The sequence below is a fragment of the Scytonema sp. PCC 10023 genome (assembly GCF_963920835.1).
Classification (GTDB): domain Bacteria; phylum Cyanobacteriota; class Cyanobacteriia; order Cyanobacteriales; family Nostocaceae; genus Kalymmatonema.
In genome coordinates, this window is sequence record NZ_CAWUDP010000074.1 from 1 (window position 1) to 24,780 (window position 24,780).

Below are 24,780 nucleotides of genomic sequence, written 5' to 3' on the forward strand. Positions count from 1 at the left end.
CAGGTTACGATAATACCTTTAGTTTACGTCCTAACCGCCTTGGCGGTTGCTATAAATCTGGAAGGGAAGACGCTGATTACAAAAGACCCAGCTGTTGCTTTAATGCTTTTGGCACATTGACTGCGGTGTCGAGTCCACGTACACTCTGCCACTCCAGATTTTCATTCCAGGTCATTTCTTCGAGATTGGCATCACTGAGGTCTGCACCAGCGAGAATAGCATAGCTGAGATCAGTGTAGCTGAGGTCGGCACCACTGAGGATAGCACCACTAAGATTACTACCACTCAGGTTAGCGCTGCTCAAGTTGGCATAACTTAGGTCACTACCAAAAAGGATGGCATCGCTGAGGTCAGCACCACTGACATCGGCTTCGCTAAGAAGAACTCCACTCAGGTCGGCTTCGTTGAGAATGACTCCACTTAAGTCTACGCCACTGAGATCCGCACCTAAGAGAATAGCGCCTTTGAGGTTAGCGCCGTTGAGTTTTGCGCCGTTGAGTTTGGCATAACTTAGGTCAGCAGCGACGAGAATAGCGTCTGTGAGGTTAGTACTGAACAGAATTGTATCGCTCAGGTTAGTACCTTTGAGGATAGCACCACTGAGGTTGGCACCGCTGAGGTCTGCGCGGCAAAAGTCTGCATGACTGAGGTCTACGCCGTTGAGGTGTGCATCACTGAGGTTAGCAGCAAAGAAGATGGCGTTAGTGAGATTGGCACGAGAAAGTTGAGCATCTCTGAGGTTAGCGCTTGTTAGGTTGGCACCTCTGAGGTCAACATTGCTGAGGTCAGCACTACTGAGGTCGGCACTACTGAGGTTAGCATGGCTGAGGTTGGCACCACTCAGGTTCGTACCACACAAATTGGTACTGCTGAGGTCGGTACGCTTGAGGTTAGCACCGCTGAGGTTAGCACCGCTGAGGTTAGCATCACCGAGGTTAGCAGTGCTGAGGTTGGCACCACTAAAGTTGGTACCTGTGAGGTTGGCATCACCAAGGTATGCGCTATTGAGGTTGGCACGGCTAAAGTTGACACCAGCTAGGTTAGCATCACCGAGATATGCACCGCTAAAGTTGCCTCTTGTGAGAAATTCCCCAACAACATTACTAAAATTTCCAATTTCAATTGCATCGCTGTAGTTAATGATCCGAAGAAGTTGAGAAGTGAAAAAATGGTCTTTATCCCTTTGACCAGAGGGATAAAAAATTATTTGATGCTTGAGATCATCTCGCTCTTGAGCATAGCGATGTAACTCCAAAAGCAAAATCATCACATTCAGTCCCGTATTGATATCTACCTGCCTCAGTCCGATCGCAATGTTTTGTGCTTGCATCTTCAGCATCTTTTTCAAAGGCAAGTTATGAGCAGCTGAAGCATCAATAAATTCCCCTTGACACCAACGGCGGTAAAAATCTTCTAAACGTTGGAAAAGTCGCACTGGGTAAAATTCATTATTAGCCATGAGCTTTCTCATGACTTGTGCTAAAATTTCAGGTTTTAGGGTACCACCACCCAATATCTCGTAAATCTCTTCATGGAGTTGGCGATCGCCTTTATTTGCGGTTACACTGCTCTTCGATTTTGTCCATTTTTGCAAACTTTTTTGTACTCTTTGCTGAAATATAAATTCTCGCGAATTGCCTGGGGAACACTCAACTCTTTTGCCCTGCTTATTATGAATTTTTCTTAAAGGCGAAACTGCAAGGGAGCTAAGAAATGTTTTCTTTAACATCTCTTTGAACCAATGTGCCTTCACACAAGTTCTCAAAAGCTGACAAATTTGAGAGAAATGTGACATAATTGTCATATTTAATACTATGCACCTGCTGATGAACTAAAGCCGAGATGAAAAAAAATGTTTGCCTATTAGAGTTTCAGGCACTGGAGAAAATCGTAGGACTTAGTACCATATTTGATGAAAATGACGTAATAATGCAGACTATTGGTAAGCAGATTAAGGGCGGAAAGCTCCTTTCTATTAGGCTATGCCTTCGGGCAAAAAATGTCTGCTTAAAAAGTTTTTCGTTTGTCAGTAACCTCCTGTTTTTATTTAAGTTGTTATACTAACTTCTCTACTTGTTTCTGAGACAGATGTAAAGATAATACGGATTCTGTGCGATGGAAGCAATTGTTGGGAAAACTCCTACTGTAAGGCACTACAACAAAGCTGAAAATCGTATATACAACTGACTGAGAAAGGTGACTGCTTGTCATTAAGCGGTAAAGAGTGTTTTCAGATATTACCACTTAGTTAAAGAGAGTATGAGGCAGCTTTGTTACACAGATATTGGAAATAAAATAGAAATTAAGACCGGGGACGGATGAGATGAGAAGATTTACTAGTTGTGTTTTTGTGTTGCATTGTTTATTTTTAGGTATACCAGCTTCTAGCGGCACACAGGCTGTGAATACGGTTGACACGGGTATAACAAGACTTGGAGACAAAAAGACTTGGGGACAAGCAGACAAGGAGAAAATGTCTCCCGGGCTCACCCCCTTATCTCCCTTATCTCCCTCATCCCCCTCATCCTCCTCATCTCCTGAACGCCCCATCTCGTTTGCGTCATCGAAATCGTCTCAGTCTGGAACACTGAACGCTACAAATTTCCAGAAACTCCGGCTACCACCACAGCAAGTCTGGGTGATTGATGGGAAGCAACAAGCACAGCGTCAATCTTTTATGTGGGTAGTTAAAGATACTAAAAAAGCTGAACAGCAACCATTTTTGCAAGTACAGAACACTCTAGATAAGCCGGCTAAGCCGGATGAAAAAACTGATATTACCCCGAAACCAGCAAAAAAGGACGAATTAGAGCCCTTCGAGAAAGTCGTAAAAGATACTGAAATACTACAGGGACTGTTTACTCTGTACCGAGATAAGGAAAAAAATAAAATTTATTTAGAAATTAAGCCGGAACAGCTTAATAAAAATTATTTAGCTACAGCAACGTTAGAATCTGGCATTGGCGAAGCTGGGATCTATAGTGGGATGCCGTTGCAGGATTTTTTGTTTTATTTACAACGGACGAATAACAAATTACAATTTGTGGTTCGCAATGTCAATTTTCGCACTCGTGAAGGAGATCCACAACAGCGATCGCTCGCCCGGTCTTTCAGTGACTCAGTTCTCTACTCAGTGACCATCAAAAGCATTCATCCAGAACGCAAAACAATTCTCATCGACTTGGCTGACGTGCTGCTGACAGACTTAGCTGGATTATCTTTTAGTTTAGGAGTTTCTCCAGCCGCAGATAAATCCTATTTTGGAACTGCTAAAGCCTTTCCCCAAAATATGGAAATCGAGTCGGTGTTGAATTTCACCAACACCCGTGTCAATGCTGAAAAGCAGCGTTTTGGTGCGCTTGCAGACCCTCGAGGCTTCACTTTACGCGTTCATTATAGTCTGTCCGAACTTCCACAGAACAATTACCGATCGCGTTTAGCCGATGAGCGTATAGGCTATTTTATCACCGCCTACCAAGACTTATCCAACGACGAGCGTAAAGAGCCATTTGTCCGCTACATTAACCGCTGGCATTTAGAAAAACAAAACCCCAGCGCTGCCGTTTCTCCACCCAAAAAACCCATTGTCTTCTGGATTGATAACGCAGTACCCTTAGAGTATCGCGATGCTATAAAAGAAGGCGTCTTGATGTGGAATAAAGCCTTTGAAAAGGCAGGATTCAAAGATGCAATTCAAGTGCGTCAAATGCCGGATAACGCCACCTGGGATCCAGCTGATATACGCTACAACACAATTCGCTGGATTAACACGGTAGATGGATATTTTGCTCTGGGACCATCCCGCGTTAACCCTTTGACTGGTGAAATTTTAGATGCAGATATTCTCGTAGATGGCAGTTTTATACGCGCACTCAAGAATGAGTATCCTAAAATTGTACAACTCAACCAAACACAAAATCAGACGCCGCTGTCTGCGTTGATGGAAAACAGCCTGCTTTGCGCCAATAAATTAGAGGCAAAAAATAGCGATCCCACGCAGAATTTGGAAATGGAGGGGTTAACCAACAATTTATCAAAACTGGCAGGTCAGTACGACCTTTGCTATGGTATGGAAGCTGCTAACCAATTTGCTTATGGTTCACTGGCAATGAAGCTTTTGCGAGACGGCCCCCCAAGTAATGAGCAAATGAAAGACTATATTCATCAATATTTACGGTTAATTATTGCTCATGAAGTGGGACACACTTTGGGGTTAAGGCATAACTTCCGTGGAAGCACTCTGCTGAGTCCAGAACAGATGAACAATAGAGATATCACTCGCAGCAAAGGTCTGATTACGTCAGTGATGGACTATATTCCACCAAATCTTGCACCCCGAGGCACTAAGCAGGGAGATTATTTTCCCAAGATGATCGGACCTTATGATGAGTGGGCGATTCAGTACGGCTACACACCAATTCCAGCAGCAACTCCCACAACAGAAAAACCATTTTTGGATAAGCTTGCCAACCAATCAGACAAGCCAGAGTTAAGTTATTCCACAGATGAAGATGTGTTTGACCTTGACCCCACTGCCAATGCTTGGGATAACAGCAGTAATGTGCTGCTTTATTCTCATTGGCAATTGGATAATGCGCGGGTTATATGGCAGCGTCTCAACCAAGATGACCTGTTGTCTGGGAACAGTTTTAGCGATGTGAAAGAACAATTTGGCACGGTATTCAGTAACTATTTCCAAAATATTTACTACATTACAAAATATGTTGGCGGTCAGTCTTTCTACAGGGTTCAACCTGGTGATTCCCGAGGGCAATTACCATTTCAGCCAGTCCCTGTGGAAAAACAACGGCAGGCGTTAGAGATTATAGAAAAGTATGTCTTTGCTGAGGATGCTCTCAGCTTCCCACCAGAATTACTGAATAAATTAGCACCTTCGCGTTGGCGACATTGGGGCAGTTCTCCCCGGACTGGTCGTTTGGACTTTCCAATTCATGATTGGGTGTTGTTCATGCAGGGTTCGGTGTTATCGGATTTGCTGTCAAGCGATCGCCTTTCCCGCCTTAAAGATATCGAACTCAAAACTAAACCCGATCAATCTCTGTCTTTACCAGAATTATATGATACATTGCAAAACAGTATTTGGACTGAAGTTCTGAAACCCAACGACAAGCCGCTCGTAATTTCGAGTTTGCGTCGAGGCTTACAGCGACAATATGTAGACTTATTGACTCGCATGGTTTTGCGAAAAGAACGCGTTCCGGAAGATGCTCGCACACTAGCTTGGTATAAACTTAGACAACTTAACGAAAAACTGGATGGAATGAGTTCAAACGACGAGTACACCAAGGCACATTTGTTAGAAACACGCGATCGCATTAACAAAGTCTTGAACGCCCAAGTGCAGGCGAATTAGAACTGAATCAAATACATATCACGATATATCGTGATATGTATTTGTATAGTCAAATAAAAAATATATCGTGATATATCGTTTATTCCTCATTTTGAGGCTAACAACTAGGAGCTAAATATGTTCAGACAAATGTACATTAAGGGCTTATCGCCATGTTTACACCAGTTTTTGATTCGCAAAATTGACCACTAATGCCAACAAAAACACAACGAGCAATTCGTTGGGTAAAAAGTGGTAAAGCGACTCCATTTTATAAGTCATACCGATGTCTTAACTGCTGAGCCAATCGCACTGCTACACCGAGGAATAAGAGAATGCCAAGAAAAACTACCATAAAAAATATCCCTGGAATCAAGAAAAACAACAGTTCCATGTCTTCCAAACCTGCAATGTCGTAAAAGAAGCGATTTACCGATAAGAGTTGAGGGCGGCTTGTACCATTCAGAAGGAATAAGAACTCGTAATACGGGTAATGGTCATTGCTGACCTGCTTACCGTTGACTGCTATAAATAGATAACGCTGTTTTTCTCGATCTTCTGCTTCAACGATGATACCTTCAAGCAGTTTGGCATCACTGTATAACATCTTCCTACCATAGCCTGGGTCATATACTGATTGTCCATTATATCCTTGCTCTCCCTGGTAAAGAAGTTCTGTAGCTTCTAGGTTACTGTACAAGGAAGCCAAACGTTCTAGGGAAATGTAAGCAGTCGTGGTTGGCAGTTTGTTTCTCTTGGACAAAGCCCAAAAAATACGAGTACTACTGTGGTATTGAGTGCGGGAGTGTATGGTGCGACAGTCCTTAGATTCTTTGATGCCTGACTGAATCTGCCATAAGCAGAACTTTGAGTCATCAATCGTGAATGAATACCTACCATCATCTTTTTTCTGAGAAGAAACTGGAGTAATAGAAAGAATTTTCTCGAAATCAAAGACCTTTGTCGGTAAAGCAGGAGGAAACAACAAATATCCCCAATAAGATTTAAATACACAGATGCCTACTAGAAATCCTAGGACGGCACTAATACCAAAAGCTTGTTGAAGATGGTGGCGGCGAATCATCAGTTCAGGGAGATACAGTTTGTTTTCTCTTAAAGACTTATTACGTAACACAAGAGACTGGACGAAACAAGGAAAAGATTCCTTCAAATTAAACTTATTAAACTGGCACTTAAAGACTGTTTATAAAAAAACCTTAAATTTATAGAATTTATAGGATGTGTTCACGATACTCATTACGCACTTTACTGGAAAATGGTGCGTTACCAAGGGAAAGGCAGAGGGCAGAGGGCAGCTATGTGGGAGAAGTAACGAAAGTTTTTGGTAAAAATTCGGAGCATTCCAAATGTGTAATATTATGCCCGCTTAATTACTTATAATTCCTGCTTTACCTCACCCCAACCCTCTCCTTAAGAAGGAGAGGGTGCCGTAGGCGGGTGAGGTTATTGGTTTTTTATAAGTGTTTATCCGGACATGATATAAATTGCCCTCAAACTATAAGTCTGGGAGCAACACGGGCACACAAACAAAGCCGTGACTAGCAGGCTTTAATTAGTCCGCGCAGGCGGTGAGACAATGCTATGCAGGAGGGTCTGCCGCTCTCACGGCGACTGCGTGCCTCCTACGGAGGACGCACGGTACAGCCGTAGACGTGCCGTATCTCCTCCAACAGACGCACTCGCGTTCGGCGATAGCCGTGGCCGTACCCACGCTCGCATACCCGAAGGGACTTCGCTTGTGTGCCCGTAAACTCCGCGAATTCTATTCGCCCGGTATTTGCATGCATTGGGATGCTCCCTAAAAATTCACCGAAGCAGTCCTTAAGCCTCTGGCGTTAAGTTTGACGCGAGATTACTTGACTTTTGGTAGTAAAAGTGTTAATTTCTCAACGCCCGTAAGAAACGTTGCAAACCCTTAAACAGATTGGGTTTTTTTGCTGGTGTATCCAGTGTGCCAGAAGTAGACTGTGCCTTCGCTATGATGAAATCCAGATCGTCACCAGATGGCTTTTGCGGTAATTCGGCAATCTTTTCATACTTGCCGCTCTTTTCTAACCAAACTTCCCACATTCTGGGGTAAAAGCGAAATACAGCAGTCTCGTCATCTACAGGGCGGAGATAGTAGCAAGATTCAATTGTATTGACGAAACGTTCACGTAATTGACGCGCTGCATAACCAATACCGACTGCCCCCAAATCTTCCAAACGAGGGTTTAAGATGACTATCGGGCGATCGCCCACTAATTGAGCCATCTTTTCCACCTCTGCAACTTCCACCGCTGTGGGGGCAACCAGAAAGAAAATTTCATCCTCTGGTTCAATTTTGCGCTCAAGAGGTAATTTTCCTGTACCAATATCAAGAATCTTAAACGGCACATCTGTCCAGTCGCGCACAGCAAGCGCAGCACCACCAGCATCTGGGAAGAAAACCTTGAGCCGGGAACCGTATTCTTCAAAAACTGGCAGAAATTGCTCCGCCACAAGCATGGGTTTGAGTTCTGGAATCAAAATTTCAACCTGTAATCGTTTATACCCTTCTGCGAGTGCCGCTTTGGTAGCTTCACGGGCTTGGGCAATTGCATCTTCTAGAGTGTTTGGAAGTTCAGTCATGCTAAATAATTTTGAAATTGAGATTTTAACCGCACCCTCGACGCAGATAAACGCAGATAGCGGTTGCAATTTTATATTTTAAAAGTCAGGGGTAGGGTACAAAAGCATTGCATGGGTTACCCTTGAACTCTCCTGGCTTTGAAAAACCAGGATTCTAGACTGTTGTTGCTACGTGGGATAGGTGCCACACTCCGCAACGTTGTCTCATGTTTTTTGTAAAACACGTTGGCTGGTTCAAACAGCCCTACCCGCCTCGCCCCCGAAGGGATGTGCGGCTACTTTGGTATCTTCCAACCATGAAGATTTTACGTGTTGATGGCTCTGAAAAGACTTTTCAACACAACCCCATATCTTCAATTGTGAGGGTAGGTATGGCATCACGTTTGTTTTTTGGAGTTTTTCATCCTGTGCTACCATGACATCAATATAACTTATTAATGATGTCATGAGTAGATTTAGTGCAAGATTTTCGCTCATAAGAGTATGAAGAATTGGTAAGACTAAGCAAACAAAAAGAGAGGTCGATGAATGACTTAATTAGAGAAGCGGTAAGGCAATATCTTGAAAGAGAAACAAAGGGATAAATCCCGCCATCGTCGGGTTTCATCCCCTGGTTTAAAACACAGATGTAGTTTTCCTCCGTGCGTCAAACTACATCTTCCCTTCGGGACGCTACGCGAACAGGGGTTCTCACCCTCCCACTATGTCTTGATAGCCTAACGACTAACAACCAATTCTACAGGTGATAGTCGCTCCAAAATCTGCCTCAACACCATTGCTACCCAATCTACATCAGCTTCTGTTGTCTCGCGCCCCAGTGTCATGCGGATAGCGCCCAAAGCTGCGTTTTCTGGGTAACCCATTGCTAATAATACGGGACTAGGGCTGAGTTTACCACTATGACAGGCAGCACCAGCACTGATGCCAATGCCCGCTAAATTCATCTGTCGCACTAAAGTTTTGCCGCTGAGTTTTTCTCCATCAGCATATTCTAGGCAAAAACTTACGTGGTGAGGTAGGCGGTGGGTGCAGTCGCCAGTGGGAATCAAACCAGGAATATCTCTTAACTGGGCAAACAGGCGATCGCGTAACTTCATCAGCCTGGGTGTTTCTGTTGGCATTTCTTGAGTTGCCAATTCTGCTGCTACGCCAAACCCAGCGAGTATGGGTACTGCTTGTGTACCAGAACGCAGTCGCTTTTCTTGTCCCCCACCATTCAGCAAGGGAACCAACTCGACACCAGGACGCACATACAACGCCCCAGCACCTTGCGGCCCATAAATTTTGTGACTGGACATACTCAATAAATCTACGGGAAGGTTTTTCACATTTATAGGCAAGCGTCCTGCCACTTGGACAGCATCTGTATGGAATAAAACACCTGCACTGCGGGCTATATTTCCCAGTTCCTCAATTGGTTGTAATGTTCCAACTTCACTTTGACCGTAAATGACCGACACCAACACAGTATTATCTTGCAACGCCGCCTTTAAAGAAAGAGGATTGACTCTTCCTTTACCATCTACTCCTAAGCGAGTGACTTGCCAGCCCCACAACTCTAACAACCTTGCTGGTTCAGCAACAGCAGAATGTTCAACGTTAGAAATAATGATGTGTTGGGGTTTGGCATACAAATGGGCAACTCCCATAATTGCCAGATTGTTTGCTTCAGTGCCACCAGAAGTAAAAATAATAGATTCAGGATCAGGTGCGTTAATTAAAGGGGCAACCTGCATTCTTGCTTGTTCGACAACCGTTGCTGCGCGTTGTCCCCACTCATGCAAGCTGGAGGGGTTACCCCACTGTTGTGTGAAAACTGCTTGCATTGCGGTTATTGCTTCTGGGCGAGTGGGAGTAGTTGCGCTGTAATCTAGATAAATTTGCATAACCTATTAGGTGAGAACACGCTGGGCAACAGCTTATTTGTATTTTGAGACTATATAGTTAATCTGCCAAATTCTTAGAACTTTGCGGATACCTATATTTATATATCTGTATATATTTATATTTTTATATATATTTGGATATTTTGCCCTGCTTGTACAGCTATACAAAAACACTTAGTTAGTTTTAGCGCTTTGTATCTTTACGTGAGGTTATTAACCGTCCAAATCACGGTGTGAATACATTACCTGGTGAAAGCAACAATTTGGATGTCGTGCGATTACTTAAAGTAATTGCAAGCCAAGAAAATGAACTTCCGTAATACCCGTCTTGTTATAACATCTCTTTCAAAGAATACTGATAAAAGATATAACTCAGTTTTCTAACTGAGTAAAATTTATGCGCTACACTTCCTAATTTTTTAATGAGACTCCTTTTCAATTTTATTACTTCTAAACAACAAAATTTTAAATTTTTTAGAAGAACAATCTTCATATTGCTGCTTTTAAGCAGTGGTGTTGTTCTCGTTAACATTCTTAAACCTTCACCAAAAGTCAAGCTTGTCCAACCTTTACCTCAAGACCCAGCGATTCAAGTCTATTTTAACCAAAATCCGGCGTCTTCCTATGAAGACCCATACCGACACATTAAGCGCAAAGGGGACAACTTAGAACAGCAAATTATTGATGCTATTAACCAAGCAAACTCAACTGTGGATATAGCAGTCATGGAGTTTAGGCTTCCCAAAGTTGCTGAAGCACTCAGCTTTGCTCATAACCGGGGGATAAAAGTGAGGGTAATAATAGATAACAAGTACAACAAAACTTTAGCAGAATATAAACAAGAAGAAATTGCACGGATGAATCGGTATGATAAACGAGCATATGAAGAATTAAAGCGATATCCTGCTGATGCTTTAGCTATGTTGCGTTCAAATGGAATTGAGATAAAAGATGACACATCTGGCGGTGCAACTAAAGGTAGTGGACTCATGCACCATAAATTTGTCGTTGTAGATGGAAAGAAAACTATCATATCTAGCGGCAACTTGACAACATCTGATATGCATGGAGATTTTGGAAATTTTGAAAGTCGTGGCAATCCTAACAACATGATTGTTGTTCCCAATAACCCCGAAATTGCCAAAATCCTAACTCAGGAATTTAACTCGATGTGGCAGGGTTTATTTAAATCTCGTAAGCCAAAAAGATATCCCGTAACGATTCCAATTGGCACAGGAACTATCACTGTTAACTTCTCGCCAGCCAGCACAAAAGACGATATCACAACAACCAGTAACGGCATCATTGCCTCCTATGTACAGCAAGCTAAAAAGAGCGTGCATATTGCGGTATTTGTTTATTCAGACCAAAAGATTAGCGACACTCTTGGTAGTGTACATGATCAAGGAGTTGAAGATATCAAAGTGCTGATAGACCCGGATTTTTTCAGACAACCTTACTCAAAAGCATACGATGCTATGGGTGTTTGTCCTCGTCCAGGCAAGAAAAATAGCTTAATTAAAGTTAAACCTTGGAAGCGCCCAATAACTACTGTTGGTTTTCCCACAAGTTCAATAGGCGATCGCGGCGTTCATAGTAAAATGGCTATCTTGGATGGGATGTTAATTATCACTGGTAGTCACAACTGGTCTAATTCAGGAAATTACTTGAACGATGAAACTTTGATGTTTATACAAAATCCTACCGTTGCCGCACATTATGAGCAAGAATTTAGTCGGCTTTATGCAACAGCAAAGTTGGGGTTGAAAACTCTCCCATCGGCTCAAAAGTGCGAATTACTCGACTTAAAAAAGCCAGAACAGAACTCTCAATCAGTAAAGTTCGATACATCTCATTCAGATGAATAAAAAACTTTTTTGAAAGATTTCAAGGTCATTTATAAAGTAAAAATAAAATTCTTGTAGGGTGTGTTAGGCGCACCATGCTCGATATGATTTGTAACGGAAAACATGAGCAAAGCGCCTAACGCACCGCCATTAGCATGGTGCGTTAGGCTAAAGCCGTAACGCACCCTACTTAAGATTTACTTAAAAAACGCAGAACATAACTCTCAATCAGTAAAGTTCAATACATCTCATTCAGAGGAATAAACTTCTTGTAAAAGTGAATTGGAATGAAAATTAAACCACAGATGAATTATCTGTGTTCCATGAGTGTTAATCTGTGGTTCTAAATTCTAAATACGGACTTTTGCAAGAATTCTATTGAAAATGGTGCAAGGTGTTAGTTTTAACAAACTTAAGCTATTGCAAGACTGAGATGGAAGATGGAATGGAGTTGAGGCGGTTAATTCAATGTAGTCAAACTTGAATGATAAAGTGATTTTGTAGTCTTTAATGACGATTGATAATTTCTGGGTTGCACCTAAATTGTTCAAAAACTCTGATTCTCGACACCGACTGATTATTTCTGTCGGCTTTGCTGCATTAGTCTCAGTACTATTGCCGTCTTGGCTACATTTGCCCTCGCGCATTCTCTGTGCTTGGAACTTAGGCGCTGTCTGTTTTTTAAGCTTGACTTGGTGGATAATGGTCAGGGCGACTCCAGAAAAAATGCGCCGTTTTGCGCGACTTGAATATCAAGGTCGTGTAGCTATCTTTACCTCAATTGTTGCTGCGGCTTGTGCCAGCGTATTAGCTATTGGGTTCCTGCTCGGTGATAATAAAAAAAATCTGTCAACGATTTTGCTCACCTTACACGTCATGCTTGCTGTCATGACCATTGTCAGTTCTTGGTTACTAGTACATACTATATTCGCCCTGCTATACGCACACAATTATTATCAAGTTAGCAATAGCAATACAGAGCAAATAGCTGGTGGTTTAGATTTTCCTAATGACGAAGAACCAGATTATTGGGATTTTTTATATTACTCTTTTGTCATTGGTATGACGAGCCAAGTTTCAGACGTGCAGACCATATCACGTTTTATGAGGCGCTTGACTCTGCTACATGGAGTATTATCCTTTTTTTTTAATACCACAATTTTAGCTATGAGCATCAATATCATTGCATCGCTGATTTGAAAGAAGATTTTTGCTAACCCGTGCCATTATTTAACTCACCTGTTTGAGTCTCTGCCAAAGGTATGGTAATTTTTTATATCTGCTTACAGAAAGAGGAAAATCTGCCTTGAACTTCTTAATATGAATCCAAGTCCAATTAATCGGAGCGGGTTTATGAAGATAGATGAATTAGCTCAAGATGTAAAAGAACAACTACCTCAAGAAGCCCAGCAAATTTTCGTTGCGGCATTCAATGCTGCCCACAGCGATGGATTGAGTGAAGAGGGTGCTCGTCAAGTTGCTTGGAGCAGCGTCAAGAACCAGTACAAGCAAGGTGATGATGGCAAATGGCACATTAAGGCAGACGAAACTGCCAACCCTAATAAACCTATAACCATGGGCGGTTATTAATTCGTTTTTAACTAAATGTTAAATAAAAGGCGATTTGTAGTTTGTACAAACCGCCTTTTACTCATTTGCAATTTGTCACGCATATTTATTAAAAAACATAGTGATTGTGGTCAAAAACAACTTGATTTCATCAAAATATGCAATGGATTTATTTATAGGCGAAAGCCAATATTGGAACCAGGGAATTGGCACAAAACTGATTTCAGTAGTTGTCAACTATCTTTTTGAAGAATTGGAAGCTGTTAAAGTTGTCATAGATCCACAAGTGTGGAACACTCGCGCTATCCGCTGCTACGAAAAATGCGGTTTTGTTAAATTCAAGCTGTTACGCGAACATGAACTGCAAGAGGAAAAGTACTGGGATTGCTGGTTGATGGCAATTGAACCAAAGAAATCAGTAGACTTATATTAAGTTACCCTGCTGGGATTGACGTTCCCATAGACCGATGACTGAACAACCTGCTAGAATTTGTATCCTTGGTGGAGGCTTTGGTGGTCTCTACACTGCTCTACGCTTGAGCCAGCTTCCTTGGGAACCTTTGCAAAAACCCGAAATGGTTCTGGTGGATCAGAGCGATCGCTTTCTCTTCTCCCCCTTCCTCTACGAACTCCTGACTGGGGAATTGCAAACCTGGGAAATTGCCCCACCCTATGAAGAACTTTTGCAAAACACACGTGTGCGTTTTTGTCAAGGTGCTGTATCGGGAATTGACATAGATCAGCGACGGGTACACTTACACGATGGACCAGAAATTTCCTATGACCGATTGGTGTTGGGGCTGGGTGGTGAAACACCACTGGATATAGTACCAGGGGCAACATCTTATGCTTATCCGTTCCGGGCGATCGCAGATGCATATCGTTTGGAAGAACGCCTGCGACTTTTAGAAGAATCGGATGCAGATAAAATCAGGGTAGCAATTGTTGGTGCTGGTTACAGTGGCGTAGAGTTAGCTTGCAAACTAGCAGACAGACTAGGCGAAAGAGGACGGTTCCGGCTGATTGAAGTGTCCGACCAAATTTTGCGAACCTCCCCAGAGTTCAACAGAGAAGCAGCCACCAAAGCTTTAGAAGCACGGGGTGTCTTTATCGATTTAGAAACCAAGGTCGAATCAATCGCTCAAGACAGCATCTCATTAGAGTACAAGAATCAAGTAGATACGATTCCTGTGGATTTGGTAATTTGGACAGTCGGAACGCGGGTATCGCCTGTGGTGAGAAACCTTCCTGTAAAGCAAAACCAGCGCGGTCAAATCAGCACCACATCAACTTTGCAAGTCCATGACCATCCTGAAATTTTTGCTTTGGGAGATTTAGCAGATTGTCTTGATGCTGAAGGTCAGCAAGTCCCTGCAACAGCACAAGCAGCTTTCCAACAAGCAGATTATGCTGCTTGGAACATCTGGGCAAGTTTGACCAATCGTCCTCTGCTTCCCTTCCACTATCAGTTCTTAGGTGAGATGATGGCACTGGGAATAGACAGCGCCACCCTCACTGGTTTAGGCGTTAAATTAGAGGGTCCTTTGGCATACGTAGCGCGTCGTCTTGCTTATCTCTATCGGCTGCCAACCTTAGACCACAAACTTAAAGTTGGTTTTAACTGGCTCGCCCGCCCTATTATAGAGGCACTGTCCCAATAGCAGCCAGGGTTCATCAGTACTGAAGTGGTGAGTAAATCCCTTACAAATAAGGCTTTGTCATTACCCACATTTTTCATTCATAGTGACTAGTTGTCACTAGGAAAAATGTGGGTAACGATCAGCAAATAACGAGGAATTGAACAAGGGGAAAAAGTTTTTCTCCATGAATAAATGTGGAGATATAAAACCTTTTCTTGAGTGCCAAATATTGCGGAAAATAGAAAATATAAAAATTACATACTCAGGATTCAGGGCTGTTTTGGTAGCGTTGATACCTGATAGCTAAGTAAGTAGGCGAGAAAAAATCAAACTATGTTAATAAAAGTAAAGTTTGGAAACTAACTCGTAGTAGGCGCTTTAGCGCTAAAGCGCTTACTACATACCTTAAATTATTTACACTGACCTACTTAGGAACTGATAATTTATGAAGGAAAAACCAAAAGTTATCTTTTTAGATGCTGTTAACACACTCTTTGGAGTCAAAGGCAGTGTGGGAGAAATTTATAGTCACATAGCCCAGGAATTTGGCGTCGAAGTTTCAGCCGATACTTTGAATCAAACATTTATCCAAAGTTTTAAAGCTGCGCCACCACCGATATTTCCAGATGCAGAAGAACAAGATATTCCCCAACGCGAGTTTGATTGGTGGTTTAACATTGCTCAAAACACCTTTGAAGGTGCAGGCGTTCTCGATAAATTTTCCGATTTTTCTACTTTTTTCAGTGAACTCTACATCCACTTCGGCACTGCTGAGGCGTGGTTTATCTATCCCGATGTCCTACCAGCTTTGGTCAACTGGCGGCGGTTGGGAATTGAACTGGGGATACTGTCCAATTTCGATTCCCGTATTTACTCAGTGTTGCAAAGTTTGGAACTCAGAGAGTTTTTCAAATCTATCACCATTTCCACCCAAGCAGGTGCCGCTAAACCTGATGGCAAAATTTTTGCCACAGCTTTGGAGAAACATAATTGTTCACCAGAAGCTGCATGGCACATTGGTGACAGTATCACAGAAGATTATCACGGAGCTAGGGCAGCCGGACTCAGAGGGATTTGGATCAATCGTCAGAATTAGTTGTTAGTTGTTGGCAAACGAGGAACAACTAACAACTAACCATCATGCAATTTGCCTTGCTTCATCCTCTAGTAAGCGAATGAGTTGTTGGTCCCCTTTTTCTCTTGCTGCTAGCAGGCGACGTTCTAAATTACGGCGGATATTGGTGAGATGAGTTTCAGTTAACTCACCGCCCATTTTTTCTGGTTTACCAACCTGTGCAGCACTTGTTGCATCGCTGTGCTGCTTGGACAAAATCATGAACTCCACCTGTAGTGGATCGCCGATGTAATGAGACACACCACGATACTTCAACTCAGCAGTTGGTTGAGTCTGAGGAATATGTCTGGGGTAGTTGCGTTTCCATGTCCCACCCCGGTAGTTTCCGCTGATTTCGCTAGCGGTGGGTTCAAGGGTCAGGGGATTGGGTTCATAATCAACACCACGATATGTCAGTTTCATTTGCTTCGCCTCTTTGGGAAATTGATTGTCTATAGTTTTGAATGAAATGAGGCGCGTTCCTTGGGGATATATCCTTACTTCCGTCTTTACAAGCCTTCTCACTGAAAAAATCAATTTTTCAGTTGCTTATTTAAGATGAACGATTTTATTTCTGTATTTATTGTAACAATTTCCTCAAGAAATCGGAAAAATGTAATAAAATTTAATGTGAGAAATATAATGTTATACTCGTTTCTGACGATGTTCTGGGGAATTTAAGCACAGTGGTACGTTAGTACAACAAACACGCAAATCAGTTAAGCCGCTGCAATCGGACTAAGTGTTCGAGTCGTTCTGATTATCTGTTTGTTGTCATCGTTATCGGAGTCGCTGTGAATATTCCTTCCTCTTATCTGGAAAAGATTCGTTCTGTTTATCCAAATATTTCTTTTGACCATCTGGATTTTAATCAAGATGGAATGGTCAATGATGTGGTAGTGGTTAATCATGACCTAGTCTGTCGCTTTGCCAAAACAGATTGGGGAAAAGAGATTCTTGCTCATGAAGCCAAAGTGCTGGAAATAGTGCAACGTTATGTTGATTTACGAGTTCCACACTTTGAACACTTAGAACAAGGCTTTGTCAGCTATCGGTTTATCAAAGGTGAACCGCTTTCCCGCAACACCCTGCTGAAGCTGAGTGCAAACAAACAAGCCCATGTTATTTCCCAACTAGGGAGATTTCACCAACAGTTGCACAGCATTCCAAATGAAGTGTTAGTGAATGCTGGGGTGTCTTCCTCTGGTGCAGTGCGATCGCCCCAACATTGGTTACAGTTATACGAGCAGGTTCAGGAAACTCTCTTTCCTCACCTGTGGCGTCATCAGCAAACTTGGATACACGAACTTTTTGCGCCTGTGGTATCTGGTGAACTTGACGTAAGTTACACGCCCGTACTTATCGATGGCGATAAGGCTGTGTATCACATCCTGTTTGACCCTATGTCACAGAGCATTAGCGGTCTTATCGATTTTGGAACTGCTGGCTTGGGCGACCCAGCTTGTGACATTGCCGTACAACTCGGTAATTATGGAGAAGGTATTGTTTGGCGTATGAAAAGCGACTATCCTATGCTACCGGATGTCATTGACCGGGCACGTTTCTGGGTAGGGACACTTGAGCTTCAGTGGGCGTTAGCCGGGATGAAGTATAAAGATATCTCACTATCCGTGGCGCATATTGGTTTGGCGAGAGACGTTCAACCTATAAGTACACGGCTAAGTTAACCTGCGATCGCCTTTACATTTTTGAATGAGCGAATGCGTGAATTTTGAATTCCTTAAGACCCTAGCTGTAATACTTGCACCTCAACTCCCGCAGAAATAAGTGTCTGACCCACTGGTACAATAGCTAAGCCGTTGGTTTGAGCCAAATTAATCAAGTTCCCAGAATTTTGCAGCCCACCTGCTGGCTGAAATTTGTAAACTCCATCTAAGACGCGCAACTGACCCCATACGTAAGTTTCGCGCTTACCATCAGATCGCAACTCCTGACGCGCCACTGCTTTGACAAACGCTGGTTCCCAACCTTCTGCAAGCCCTGAAAGTTTTTTGATGGCGCTTTGTACAAACCGCCAAAATGTCACCAAAGCAGCAACAGGGTTTCCTGGCAAACCAAAGTACAAAACTGGACGTGTATCGTTGCCAAATGTGGCAACTGTTAAGGGTTTCCCAGGTTTGGTCGCAACAGCACGAATGTGAATTTTGCCTCCTAGCGACTCTAGAATTTGCTCAACATAGTCATAATCTCCCACAGAGACACCACCGGAAGACAGAACCACATCAGCTTGAGTTATGGCGTCGGCGATCGCTTGCTTGAGTGCTTCTGGTTCATCCTTAACAATTCCTAACATTAAGGGTTGGGCAGCACTCTGCTTGACCAAAGTGAAGAGGGCATATCGGTTTGAATCCACAATTTGCCCTGGTTGCAACGGTTTGTCAGGTGTGACTAGTTCATTACCTGTAGACAAAAGAGCGACACGAGGGCGGCGAAAAACTTTCAATTGCGTACACTGAGTTGCAGCTAAGACAGCAATCTCTGGAGCCTGCAATCGAATCCCTGCTGGTAGTAATTGTGTCCCAGCTTTATAGTAAGTTCCCTGATGCCTAACAAATTCTTGCGGTTTTGGGGCAGCAAGGATGATTACACGGTTTTCTTCTGTGCGTGTTCTTTCTTGCATCACAACTGTATCCGCACCCGCAGGCATTACCGCACCTGTGAAAATCCGCGCCGCTTGCCCTGATAGAATTGTAGAGTTTGGTTGCACCCCAGCAGGGATTTCTGCAACAATTTCTAAAACTGCTGGCTTTTCCTCGCTACAGTCCTGCACATCTTCGTACCGTACTGCGTAGCCATCCATTGCTGAGTTGTCCCACTGAGGAAAATCCAGTTGACTCGTGACGGGAGATGCCAGAATGCGATCGCTAGCTGTCAACAAATCAACAAATTCTGTATCCTGTTCTGTATTCAGGGGTTGCACCAAATTTAAAATAATCGCTTCTGCATCGCTTGCTGACAGCATAGTATCGCCTCTGACTTTGTAACGTTTTATTTTTATGGTGCTAAAAATATTGCAAATCTACGCCAAGGTCAACCTGTGTAGAGGTTGAGCAATCGCTCTCGTAACCGCCTTGAGTCATTATCAGTTACGAGTAGGTGCATGAATACGACAACAAAGTTATGCCTCCATTATCCATGATCTCTTACCAACAGTGATCGTTGACACAACTTCCAGTGGTCATTGTCACAACTCGTGTGGATAAGCGAGATATATTAAGGTTTTATCAGCTAAATGTTAACTGCTACGTTAACAAACGGATTGATATTTATTAATTTATTCGTATAGCAGTTTTCTCGAATTTGTGAAATAGACCTTTAGTAAATAAACTGTATGCCTTCGGACAGAAAAGTTATATCTGAGGAGACCTCCGATGAGAACTGAGAGTGGAACACACAGGAGGAAGAGATTTTCATAGCTGATTTAGGCAGTTGATTCATGATTTTTGGCTAGCAGCAGTTAAGTTCCCACCAAAATAAATTTCTTGTATGGACACGGCATCAATTAATATTCTTTTAGTAGAAGATAGTGCCAGTGATGCCAAATTGCTACAGCAAACACTTTGGCACTTGGGCGGGGAAAGATGGCAGGTGGTACATTTTGAACGGCTAAGGGACGCAATCGATAGTTGTAGCAAAAGTACGTTTGACATAGTTTTATTAGACCTTTCTCTGCCTGATTCTAAAGGATTGAACACCCTAGCAGAATTTTACGCAGCAGCACCGAATATCCCGATTGTGGTATTGACATTTGACGATGAAGACATTGCTTTAGAAGCAGTGGCAAAAAAGGCACAGGATTATCTGGTCAAGGGACAAATCACGCCCAACTTACTACGGCGTACTATTCACTATGCTATTGAGCGGGGACAAATTCTTAAGCAACTCAGAGAAAGTGAGCATCGTTTGCGGGCAATTTTTGAACAGACGTTCCAATCGATGGCGCTGTTAACTCTTGAGGGAATTATTCTAGAAATTAACCAACCTGCCCTTAACTTATGGGCTAGTCAACAACAAGATTGTGTTGGCAAACCGTTGTGGGAACTTGAAAGCTGGAATTTCTCTTGTGCAAATCAGGAGTGGTTGAAAAGTATTATTGCCAAAGCTGCTGATGGTGAATTAGTCCGCCATGAATTGCTCTTACCCAGCGCAAACAATGTGATGGTGTGGATTGACTTTTCCCTCAAAGCATTAAAAGACGAAACAGGGAAAGCGGTACTGCTGATTGTCGAAGGTCGGGATATTAGCGATCGCAAACGCGCTGAAGCAGAACTTGTCAACGCCTGGGTACAGGAACGAGAACTCAACGAAATGAAATCTAACTTTGTTTCCATGGTTTCTCATGAGTTCCGCAATCCGATGACTGTGATTCGGACAGCAGTAGAACTCTTGGAATTATACAACCACCAGCTGAGTGACCAGCAAAAAAGCCAATACTTTGGCAAAATTCAAACTGCCATTCGTCAGATGCTGCAATTATTAGATGAAATTTTATTTTTAGGTAGAAGTGATGCAGGCAAACTACAATATGAACCGACACCGCTAGATTTAGAAGATTTCTGCAGCGAACTCACACAAACTTTGCAACTGGCTGCTAGTGGTAAACATCAAATTATCTTTAGCTTTCAAGGGAAACAGACCTCAGTTGAAGTGGATGAAAACCTGCTGCGTTACATTTTGACTAACTTACTTTCCAATGCCATCAAGTATTCTCCTCAAGGCGGCGATATTGCATTTAACGTCGTCTGTCAAGATGATACCGCCACTTTCCAAATCCAAGATTCTGGGATTGGTATTCCATTGACAGACCAACAACGTTTGTTTGAAACTTTCCATCGCGCGAGCAATGTGGGTAGTATTCCAGGAACGGGACTAGGGCTGTCGATAGTCAAAAAGTGTGTAGATTTGCATCAAGGTCAGATCTACTTACAAAGCCAAGTGGGAGTAGGGACAACATTTACAGTGAAACTCCCCTTGAATCATCACCATGCACAGTCTTTGGAACTTGTTGAAAGTTACTAAAATTTACATAAATCAACTGCTTTGTTTTTAATGACTCCCCTTGATAGCCGTGGGGAGTGTCAATATGTGACGTTTCTCCCCACCCTACAACTTTTACGGGTGGGGACTTCCGCGATACCGTTAAATTAAGGTAGAGGGAAAAACAAAACTATAGCAATCCGGTTTGATTTTTGAAAAAATTAAGTATCTTTCGGGTGGGCAATGCCCACTATCTCTAGGTTATATCCGGGTTTTGATGAGCATTGCCCACCCTACGTCTATTTCAAAAATCTGCGGAGGAATCCTATAGCTTCCAAATTCAATATAAATACGTATTTTATTATGTCGATTGAACGAGTTACCCCGAAACACTATCCTAAAGTTGATTTTGGGCGCAGAGGTATCGCATTAGGGATTGATTTCCTTTGTGTGTGGATAGTAAGTTCCCTATTGGGAAGTTCCCAAGTCGGTGTCCAAGTTGTTCAGATATTGGTCTTCGCAATTTTTTGGGTGATTTTGCGGGTGATTGTGCCTTATAACAATCAAGGGCAGAGTTTAGGGCGTTATGCTGTTGATATCAAGGTGCTGGAAGTCGAGGCGGGCAAACTTCCTGATTTACAATCTCTTTTGAAGCGAGAAGGGATAGTTGGGCTTGGTGCGCTTCTCGTTTCTATCGCCCTAAGTAACATCATACGTAATCCCACTGCTATACTGCTATTGATTCCCTTAGCAATTGACTGTGGTGCAGCTTTCTCTGATACCCAACTGCGGCAAGCTTTGCATGACCGCTACGTCAAGACTATGGTCGTTTCGTCGCGTCGTGGCTATTCGCTAGACATTAAAATTAAAAAATTAGTTGAAAAAGCACGCCAGAATATGAGATAATAGGTATTTGTGTTAATTCTCTTCATCCGAAACTTTTTGTAAGATTATGGCTAAGAGTAAAGGTGTCCGCATAATAGTGACACTGGAGTGTACTGAGTGTCGGACTAACGTAGACAAGCGCTCTCCTGGTGTTTCGCGTTATACAAGTACGAAAAATCGTCGGAACACAACCAACAGACTAGAACTGAAAAAGTTCTGCCCTCACTGCAACAGACATACCGTTCACAAGGAAATTAAGTAAAAATGAGCTATTACCGTCGTCGTCTATCCCCAATTAAGCCGGGAGAACCAATTGATTACAAAGATGTAGATTTGTTGCGTAAGTTTGTCACCGAGCGGGGTAAGATACTACCTCGGCGCATTACTGGGCTGACATCTCAGCAACAGCGAGATTTGACATTAGCAATTAAACGCGCTCGCCTTGTGGCTTTGTTGCCGTTTATCAATGCCGAAGGCTAATAATAGTTAAGAGTGATGAGTTAAGAGTGATGAGTTATTTACTCCTAACTCGTAACTCAACAGCGAAATAAAAAATCAAAATTCACGCATATCAAAGATTGCAAGGCTTGTGGAGAAGGGGACGCTAGTTGAATTTCGAGTTGGTAGCGATCGCCGTTTGGGTGTAGTAGACCGTCCAGACGGCAAAGCTCGTATGTTTGTGGTAGATGAACGGGGTCAATCCCAGAGTCTCGCACCTCGGCAAATCACTTATACCGTGACTGGGGAACCCTACAAGCCTTCGCAGATCCCGGAGTTTCTGGAGCAGGTAAAGCCTTATTTAGACCCCTCCAGTTTAGAGGTAGCTTGGGAATTACTGGTAGAAGGTGGGGAAACAGTGACGCCAGCCGAGATGGCAAATCTGCTGTTTTCAGAATCAGAACCACCTCATCGCTACGCTGCGTATTATTTGTTATCAGATGATAAAATTTACTTTAAGCAGAAGGGAGACGCTTACGAGCCACGGAGCGCATCTCAAGTAGCCGAACGCAAACACCAGCTTGAGATAGAGGCGCTAAAAGCTAAGGGACAGCAAGAATTTCTCGCTAGAGTAGAACAAGCGCTCAGGGGTGAACCAGTAGAGTGGCAACGCCACGACCGCCACCGCTTGGAAGCCCTGGAAAAATATGCGGCGCTACTTGCCGATATTATACGTGTGGGGTTAAACTATGACTCTCTCGCTCGCGCCTATCCTCCCCCAGCGTTAGTCTTGGAAACGATGAATATGCTGGGACGCCCCGCAACCCCGCAAGGAGCCTTTCAATTGTTAGTAGACTTGGGTTGCTGGAGTCCGCACGAGAACTTATTTCTGCGTCGTTCGTCAATTCCCGTACAATTTGCTAGCAAGGTATTAGAAGTGGCGCAACAGCGATTGGAATCACATCCGCCGGATCAAGATGTCAACCGCCTGGATCTGACCCATCTGAAGGTGTATACAATCGATGATGAAAGTACTACCGAGATAGATGATGGTCTAAGTTGGGAATTACTTCCCGATGGCACAGAGCGGTTGTGGGTGCATATTGCTGATCCTACGCGTTGGTTGATACCAGAAGATGAGTTAGATTTAGACGCGAGAAAGCGAGGCAGTACAGTTTATTTGCCCACAGGCATGGTTCCTATGTTCCCTGAGGTTCTAGCAACAGGACCAATGAGTCTGGTGCAGGGAAAGGTATGTTGTGCCCTGAGTTTTGGGATTGTTTTAGATGACACTGGGGCAGTAAAAGATTATAGCATTCATCCAAGTTTTATTAAACCGACTTATCGCCTAACCTACGAAGATGTCGATGAAATGTTGGATTTGGGCGTGCAGGCGGAATCAGAAATTGCGGCGATCGCCAATTGGGCACAAAGACGGAAAACTTGGCGGTATGCCCAAGGAGCAATCAGTATCAATATGCCGGAGGCAATGATCAAAGTCAAAGGCGATGATATTAGTATTGAAGTCTTAGAAGACTCCACAGCACGGCAATTGGTAGCTGAGATGATGATTGTTGCTGGTGAAGTTGCGGCTCGTTACGGTCAAAAGCATAACATTCCGTTACCCTTTCGCGGTCAGCCACAGCCGGAATTACCTCCTGAGCAGGAATTATTACAGCTGCCAGCAGGGTTCGTCCGCGCCTGTGCTATGCGGCGTTGTATGCCCAAGAGCGAAATGAGCATTACCCCCGTGCGTCATGCTGGTTTAGGTTTAGAGACTTACACCCAAGCCACTTCCCCCATCCGTCGCTATAGTGATTTGCTCACTCACTTTCAACTTAAAGCTCATCTACGCGGTGAAATTCTGCCCTTTTCCGCAGAACAATTGAAAGAAGTCATGATGACCGTCTCTTCAATCACCCAAGAAGTGACAATGGTAGAACGGCAAACGAATAGATATTGGGCTTTAGAGTATCTACGCCGTCATCCTGAGGAAATTTGGGAAGCAACAGTGCTGATGTGGTTGAGAGAAGACAGTGGCTTAGCTCTGATTTTGCTAGAAGATTTGGGCTTGCAGTTGCCAATGTTATTTAAACGTTCTGTGAAGTTGGGCGAACAGCTGTTAGTTAAAGTCTTTCACGCTGATCCACATAAAGATGTGATTCAGTTTCAGGAAATCATTTATCAAGAAGCGCAACCTGCAGCGAATTAAGCTGCTTTCTGTAAGTATAAGGTAATACAGTTGAGTTAAGGATTTTTACTCTGATTTGGTGTAGAGACGCGCCATGACGCCTCTTTACATTGCTGCATCGTATTGGAGTATAAAATGCGTTAGCGTTCTTCTTGGGTGACGCCGCTTGCGGGATAGATAGTTTTTTCCTAAGTTGCTAACGCTTGCATCAACAAAAACCACTTATGC

The 24,780-nt window shown here is 43.2% G+C and carries 21 protein-coding genes and 1 riboswitch; of the genes, 14 read left to right on the forward strand and 7 right to left on the reverse strand.

Translation table 11 applies throughout. The annotated features are described in order from the left end of the window. Positions 1-76: 76 nt before the first annotated feature. Positions 77-1,795 (reverse strand): pentapeptide repeat-containing protein, encoded by a 1,719-nt coding sequence (locus ACM0OZ_RS33865; protein WP_414587258.1) that lies wholly within the window; start codon positions 1,793-1,795, stop codon positions 77-79. Between the two features lie 528 nt (positions 1,796-2,323). On the opposite strand from ACM0OZ_RS33865, the gene ACM0OZ_RS33870 reads away from it, so the two are divergent. Next, a complete protein-coding gene (locus ACM0OZ_RS33870; protein ID WP_414587223.1) occupies positions 2,324-5,374 on the forward strand; it encodes a zinc-dependent metalloprotease in 3,051 nt (1,016 codons plus the stop codon). Between the two features lie 250 nt (positions 5,375-5,624). Here ACM0OZ_RS33870 and ACM0OZ_RS33875 read toward each other — a convergent pair whose 3' ends face one another. The 3 genes from ACM0OZ_RS33875 to ACM0OZ_RS33885 all read right to left on the reverse strand — a co-directional run bounded on the left by ACM0OZ_RS33875 (position 5,625) and on the right by ACM0OZ_RS33885 (position 8,431). Continuing rightward, a complete protein-coding gene (locus tag ACM0OZ_RS33875; protein ID WP_414587224.1) occupies positions 5,625-6,488 on the reverse strand; it encodes a hypothetical protein in 864 nt (287 codons plus the stop codon). A 764-nt stretch (positions 6,489-7,252) separates the two neighbouring features. Beyond that, positions 7,253-7,984, reverse strand: coding sequence for a DUF1995 family protein (locus ACM0OZ_RS33880; protein ID WP_414587225.1), 732 nt, complete (start codon positions 7,982-7,984; stop codon positions 7,253-7,255). 234 nt (positions 7,985-8,218) lie between these two features. Further along, complete coding sequence (locus ACM0OZ_RS33885) at positions 8,219-8,431, reverse strand: hypothetical protein (RefSeq protein WP_414587226.1); 213 nt, start codon at positions 8,429-8,431, stop codon at positions 8,219-8,221. 44 nt (positions 8,432-8,475) lie between these two features. On the opposite strand from ACM0OZ_RS33885, the gene ACM0OZ_RS33890 reads away from it, so the two are divergent. Then, positions 8,476-8,568: a ribbon-helix-helix protein, CopG family gene (locus ACM0OZ_RS33890; protein ID WP_073632825.1), complete on the forward strand. Its 93-nt coding sequence runs from the start codon at positions 8,476-8,478 to the stop codon at positions 8,566-8,568. 132 nt (positions 8,569-8,700) lie between these two features. Here the strand turns inward: ACM0OZ_RS33890 and ACM0OZ_RS33895 are convergent, their stop codons facing one another. After that, entirely contained in the window at positions 8,701-9,870 is a 1,170-nt protein-coding gene (locus ACM0OZ_RS33895) for a cysteine desulfurase family protein (RefSeq protein WP_414587227.1), read from the reverse strand. 494 nt (positions 9,871-10,364) lie between these two features. Here ACM0OZ_RS33895 and ACM0OZ_RS33900 point away from each other — a divergent pair, with 494 nt between their 5' ends. The 6 genes from ACM0OZ_RS33900 (at position 10,365) to ACM0OZ_RS33925 (ending at position 16,022) form a co-directional block, all read left to right on the forward strand. Next, positions 10,365-11,738 (forward strand): phospholipase D-like domain-containing protein, encoded by a 1,374-nt coding sequence (locus ACM0OZ_RS33900; RefSeq protein WP_414587228.1) that lies wholly within the window; start codon positions 10,365-10,367, stop codon positions 11,736-11,738. A gap of 489 nt (positions 11,739-12,227) precedes the next feature. Then, positions 12,228-12,917, forward strand: a complete 690-nt coding sequence (locus ACM0OZ_RS33905) for a DUF1345 domain-containing protein (RefSeq protein WP_414587229.1) — start codon at positions 12,228-12,230, stop codon at positions 12,915-12,917. A 120-nt stretch (positions 12,918-13,037) separates the two neighbouring features. Further along, the gene (locus ACM0OZ_RS33910) at positions 13,038-13,307 is read left to right on the forward strand and encodes a ChaB family protein (RefSeq protein WP_414587230.1); all 270 of its coding nucleotides are present in this window, start codon (positions 13,038-13,040) and stop codon (positions 13,305-13,307) included. 106 nt (positions 13,308-13,413) lie between these two features. Further along, positions 13,414-13,719 carry a GNAT family N-acetyltransferase gene (locus ACM0OZ_RS33915; RefSeq protein ID WP_414587259.1) on the forward strand — a complete coding sequence of 102 codons (306 nt, stop codon included), beginning with the start codon at positions 13,414-13,416 and terminating at the stop codon, positions 13,717-13,719. Between the two features lie 34 nt (positions 13,720-13,753). Beyond that, positions 13,754-14,947, forward strand: coding sequence for an NAD(P)/FAD-dependent oxidoreductase (locus ACM0OZ_RS33920; RefSeq protein ID WP_414587231.1), 1,194 nt, complete (start codon positions 13,754-13,756; stop codon positions 14,945-14,947). Positions 14,948-15,371: 424 nt separating this feature from the next. After that, entirely contained in the window at positions 15,372-16,022 is a 651-nt protein-coding gene (locus ACM0OZ_RS33925) for an HAD-IA family hydrolase (RefSeq protein WP_414587232.1), read from the forward strand. 42 nt (positions 16,023-16,064) lie between these two features. On the opposite strand, the gene ACM0OZ_RS33930 is transcribed toward ACM0OZ_RS33925, so the two are convergent. Then, complete coding sequence (locus ACM0OZ_RS33930) at positions 16,065-16,463, reverse strand: DUF4278 domain-containing protein (RefSeq protein WP_414587233.1); 399 nt, start codon at positions 16,461-16,463, stop codon at positions 16,065-16,067. Positions 16,464-16,513: 50 nt separating this feature from the next. Next, a riboswitch (Glutamine riboswitch) is annotated at positions 16,514-16,607 on the reverse strand. 227 nt (positions 16,608-16,834) lie between these two features. Here ACM0OZ_RS33930 and ACM0OZ_RS33935 point away from each other — a divergent pair. After that, positions 16,835-17,728: a phosphotransferase family protein gene (locus ACM0OZ_RS33935; RefSeq protein ID WP_414587234.1), complete on the forward strand. Its 894-nt coding sequence runs from the start codon at positions 16,835-16,837 to the stop codon at positions 17,726-17,728. A gap of 53 nt (positions 17,729-17,781) precedes the next feature. Here ACM0OZ_RS33935 and glp read toward each other — a convergent pair whose 3' ends face one another. Then, positions 17,782-19,023 (reverse strand): gephyrin-like molybdotransferase Glp, encoded by a 1,242-nt coding sequence (gene glp / locus ACM0OZ_RS33940; protein WP_414587235.1) that lies wholly within the window; start codon positions 19,021-19,023, stop codon positions 17,782-17,784. Between the two features lie 524 nt (positions 19,024-19,547). On the opposite strand from glp, the gene ACM0OZ_RS33945 reads away from it, so the two are divergent. From ACM0OZ_RS33945 to ACM0OZ_RS33965, 5 genes are all read left to right on the forward strand, one after another. Beyond that, positions 19,548-21,080, forward strand: a complete 1,533-nt coding sequence (locus tag ACM0OZ_RS33945; protein WP_414587236.1) for an ATP-binding protein — start codon at positions 19,548-19,550, stop codon at positions 21,078-21,080. Positions 21,081-21,401: 321 nt separating this feature from the next. Then, positions 21,402-21,944, forward strand: a complete 543-nt coding sequence (locus tag ACM0OZ_RS33950; protein WP_414587237.1) for an RDD family protein — start codon at positions 21,402-21,404, stop codon at positions 21,942-21,944. 46 nt (positions 21,945-21,990) lie between these two features. After that, positions 21,991-22,185 (forward strand): 50S ribosomal protein L33, encoded by a 195-nt coding sequence (gene rpmG, locus ACM0OZ_RS33955; RefSeq protein WP_071838423.1) that lies wholly within the window; start codon positions 21,991-21,993, stop codon positions 22,183-22,185. Positions 22,186-22,187: 2 nt separating this feature from the next. Continuing rightward, a complete protein-coding gene (rpsR, locus tag ACM0OZ_RS33960; RefSeq protein WP_041038502.1) occupies positions 22,188-22,403 on the forward strand; it encodes a 30S ribosomal protein S18 in 216 nt (71 codons plus the stop codon). Positions 22,404-22,512: 109 nt separating this feature from the next. After that, a complete protein-coding gene (locus ACM0OZ_RS33965; protein WP_414587238.1) occupies positions 22,513-24,573 on the forward strand; it encodes a ribonuclease catalytic domain-containing protein in 2,061 nt (686 codons plus the stop codon). Positions 24,574-24,780 lie beyond the last annotated feature (207 nt).

Coding starts and splice junctions, on each gene's coding strand:
- glp (WP_414587235.1), bottom strand. CDS start 19,023: ATGCTGTCAGCAAGCGATGCAGAAGCGATTATTTTAAATTTGGTGCAA.
- ACM0OZ_RS33945 (WP_414587236.1), top strand. CDS start 19,548: ATGGACACGGCATCAATTAATATTCTTTTAGTAGAAGATAGTGCCAGT.
- ACM0OZ_RS33870 (WP_414587223.1), top strand. CDS start 2,324: ATGAGAAGATTTACTAGTTGTGTTTTTGTGTTGCATTGTTTATTTTTA.
- rpmG (WP_071838423.1), top strand. CDS start 21,991: ATGGCTAAGAGTAAAGGTGTCCGCATAATAGTGACACTGGAGTGTACT.
- rpsR (WP_041038502.1), top strand. CDS start 22,188: ATGAGCTATTACCGTCGTCGTCTATCCCCAATTAAGCCGGGAGAACCA.
- ACM0OZ_RS33930 (WP_414587233.1), bottom strand. CDS start 16,463: ATGAAACTGACATATCGTGGTGTTGATTATGAACCCAATCCCCTGACC.
- ACM0OZ_RS33920 (WP_414587231.1), top strand. CDS start 13,754: ATGACTGAACAACCTGCTAGAATTTGTATCCTTGGTGGAGGCTTTGGT.
- ACM0OZ_RS33865 (WP_414587258.1), bottom strand. CDS start 1,795: ATGTCACATTTCTCTCAAATTTGTCAGCTTTTGAGAACTTGTGTGAAG.
- ACM0OZ_RS33895 (WP_414587227.1), bottom strand. CDS start 9,870: ATGCAAATTTATCTAGATTACAGCGCAACTACTCCCACTCGCCCAGAA.
- ACM0OZ_RS33880 (WP_414587225.1), bottom strand. CDS start 7,984: ATGACTGAACTTCCAAACACTCTAGAAGATGCAATTGCCCAAGCCCGT.
- ACM0OZ_RS33950 (WP_414587237.1), top strand. CDS start 21,402: ATGTCGATTGAACGAGTTACCCCGAAACACTATCCTAAAGTTGATTTT.
- ACM0OZ_RS33905 (WP_414587229.1), top strand. CDS start 12,228: ATGACGATTGATAATTTCTGGGTTGCACCTAAATTGTTCAAAAACTCT.
- ACM0OZ_RS33885 (WP_414587226.1), bottom strand. CDS start 8,431: ATGACATCATTAATAAGTTATATTGATGTCATGGTAGCACAGGATGAA.
- ACM0OZ_RS33910 (WP_414587230.1), top strand. CDS start 13,038: ATGAATCCAAGTCCAATTAATCGGAGCGGGTTTATGAAGATAGATGAA.
- ACM0OZ_RS33925 (WP_414587232.1), top strand. CDS start 15,372: ATGAAGGAAAAACCAAAAGTTATCTTTTTAGATGCTGTTAACACACTC.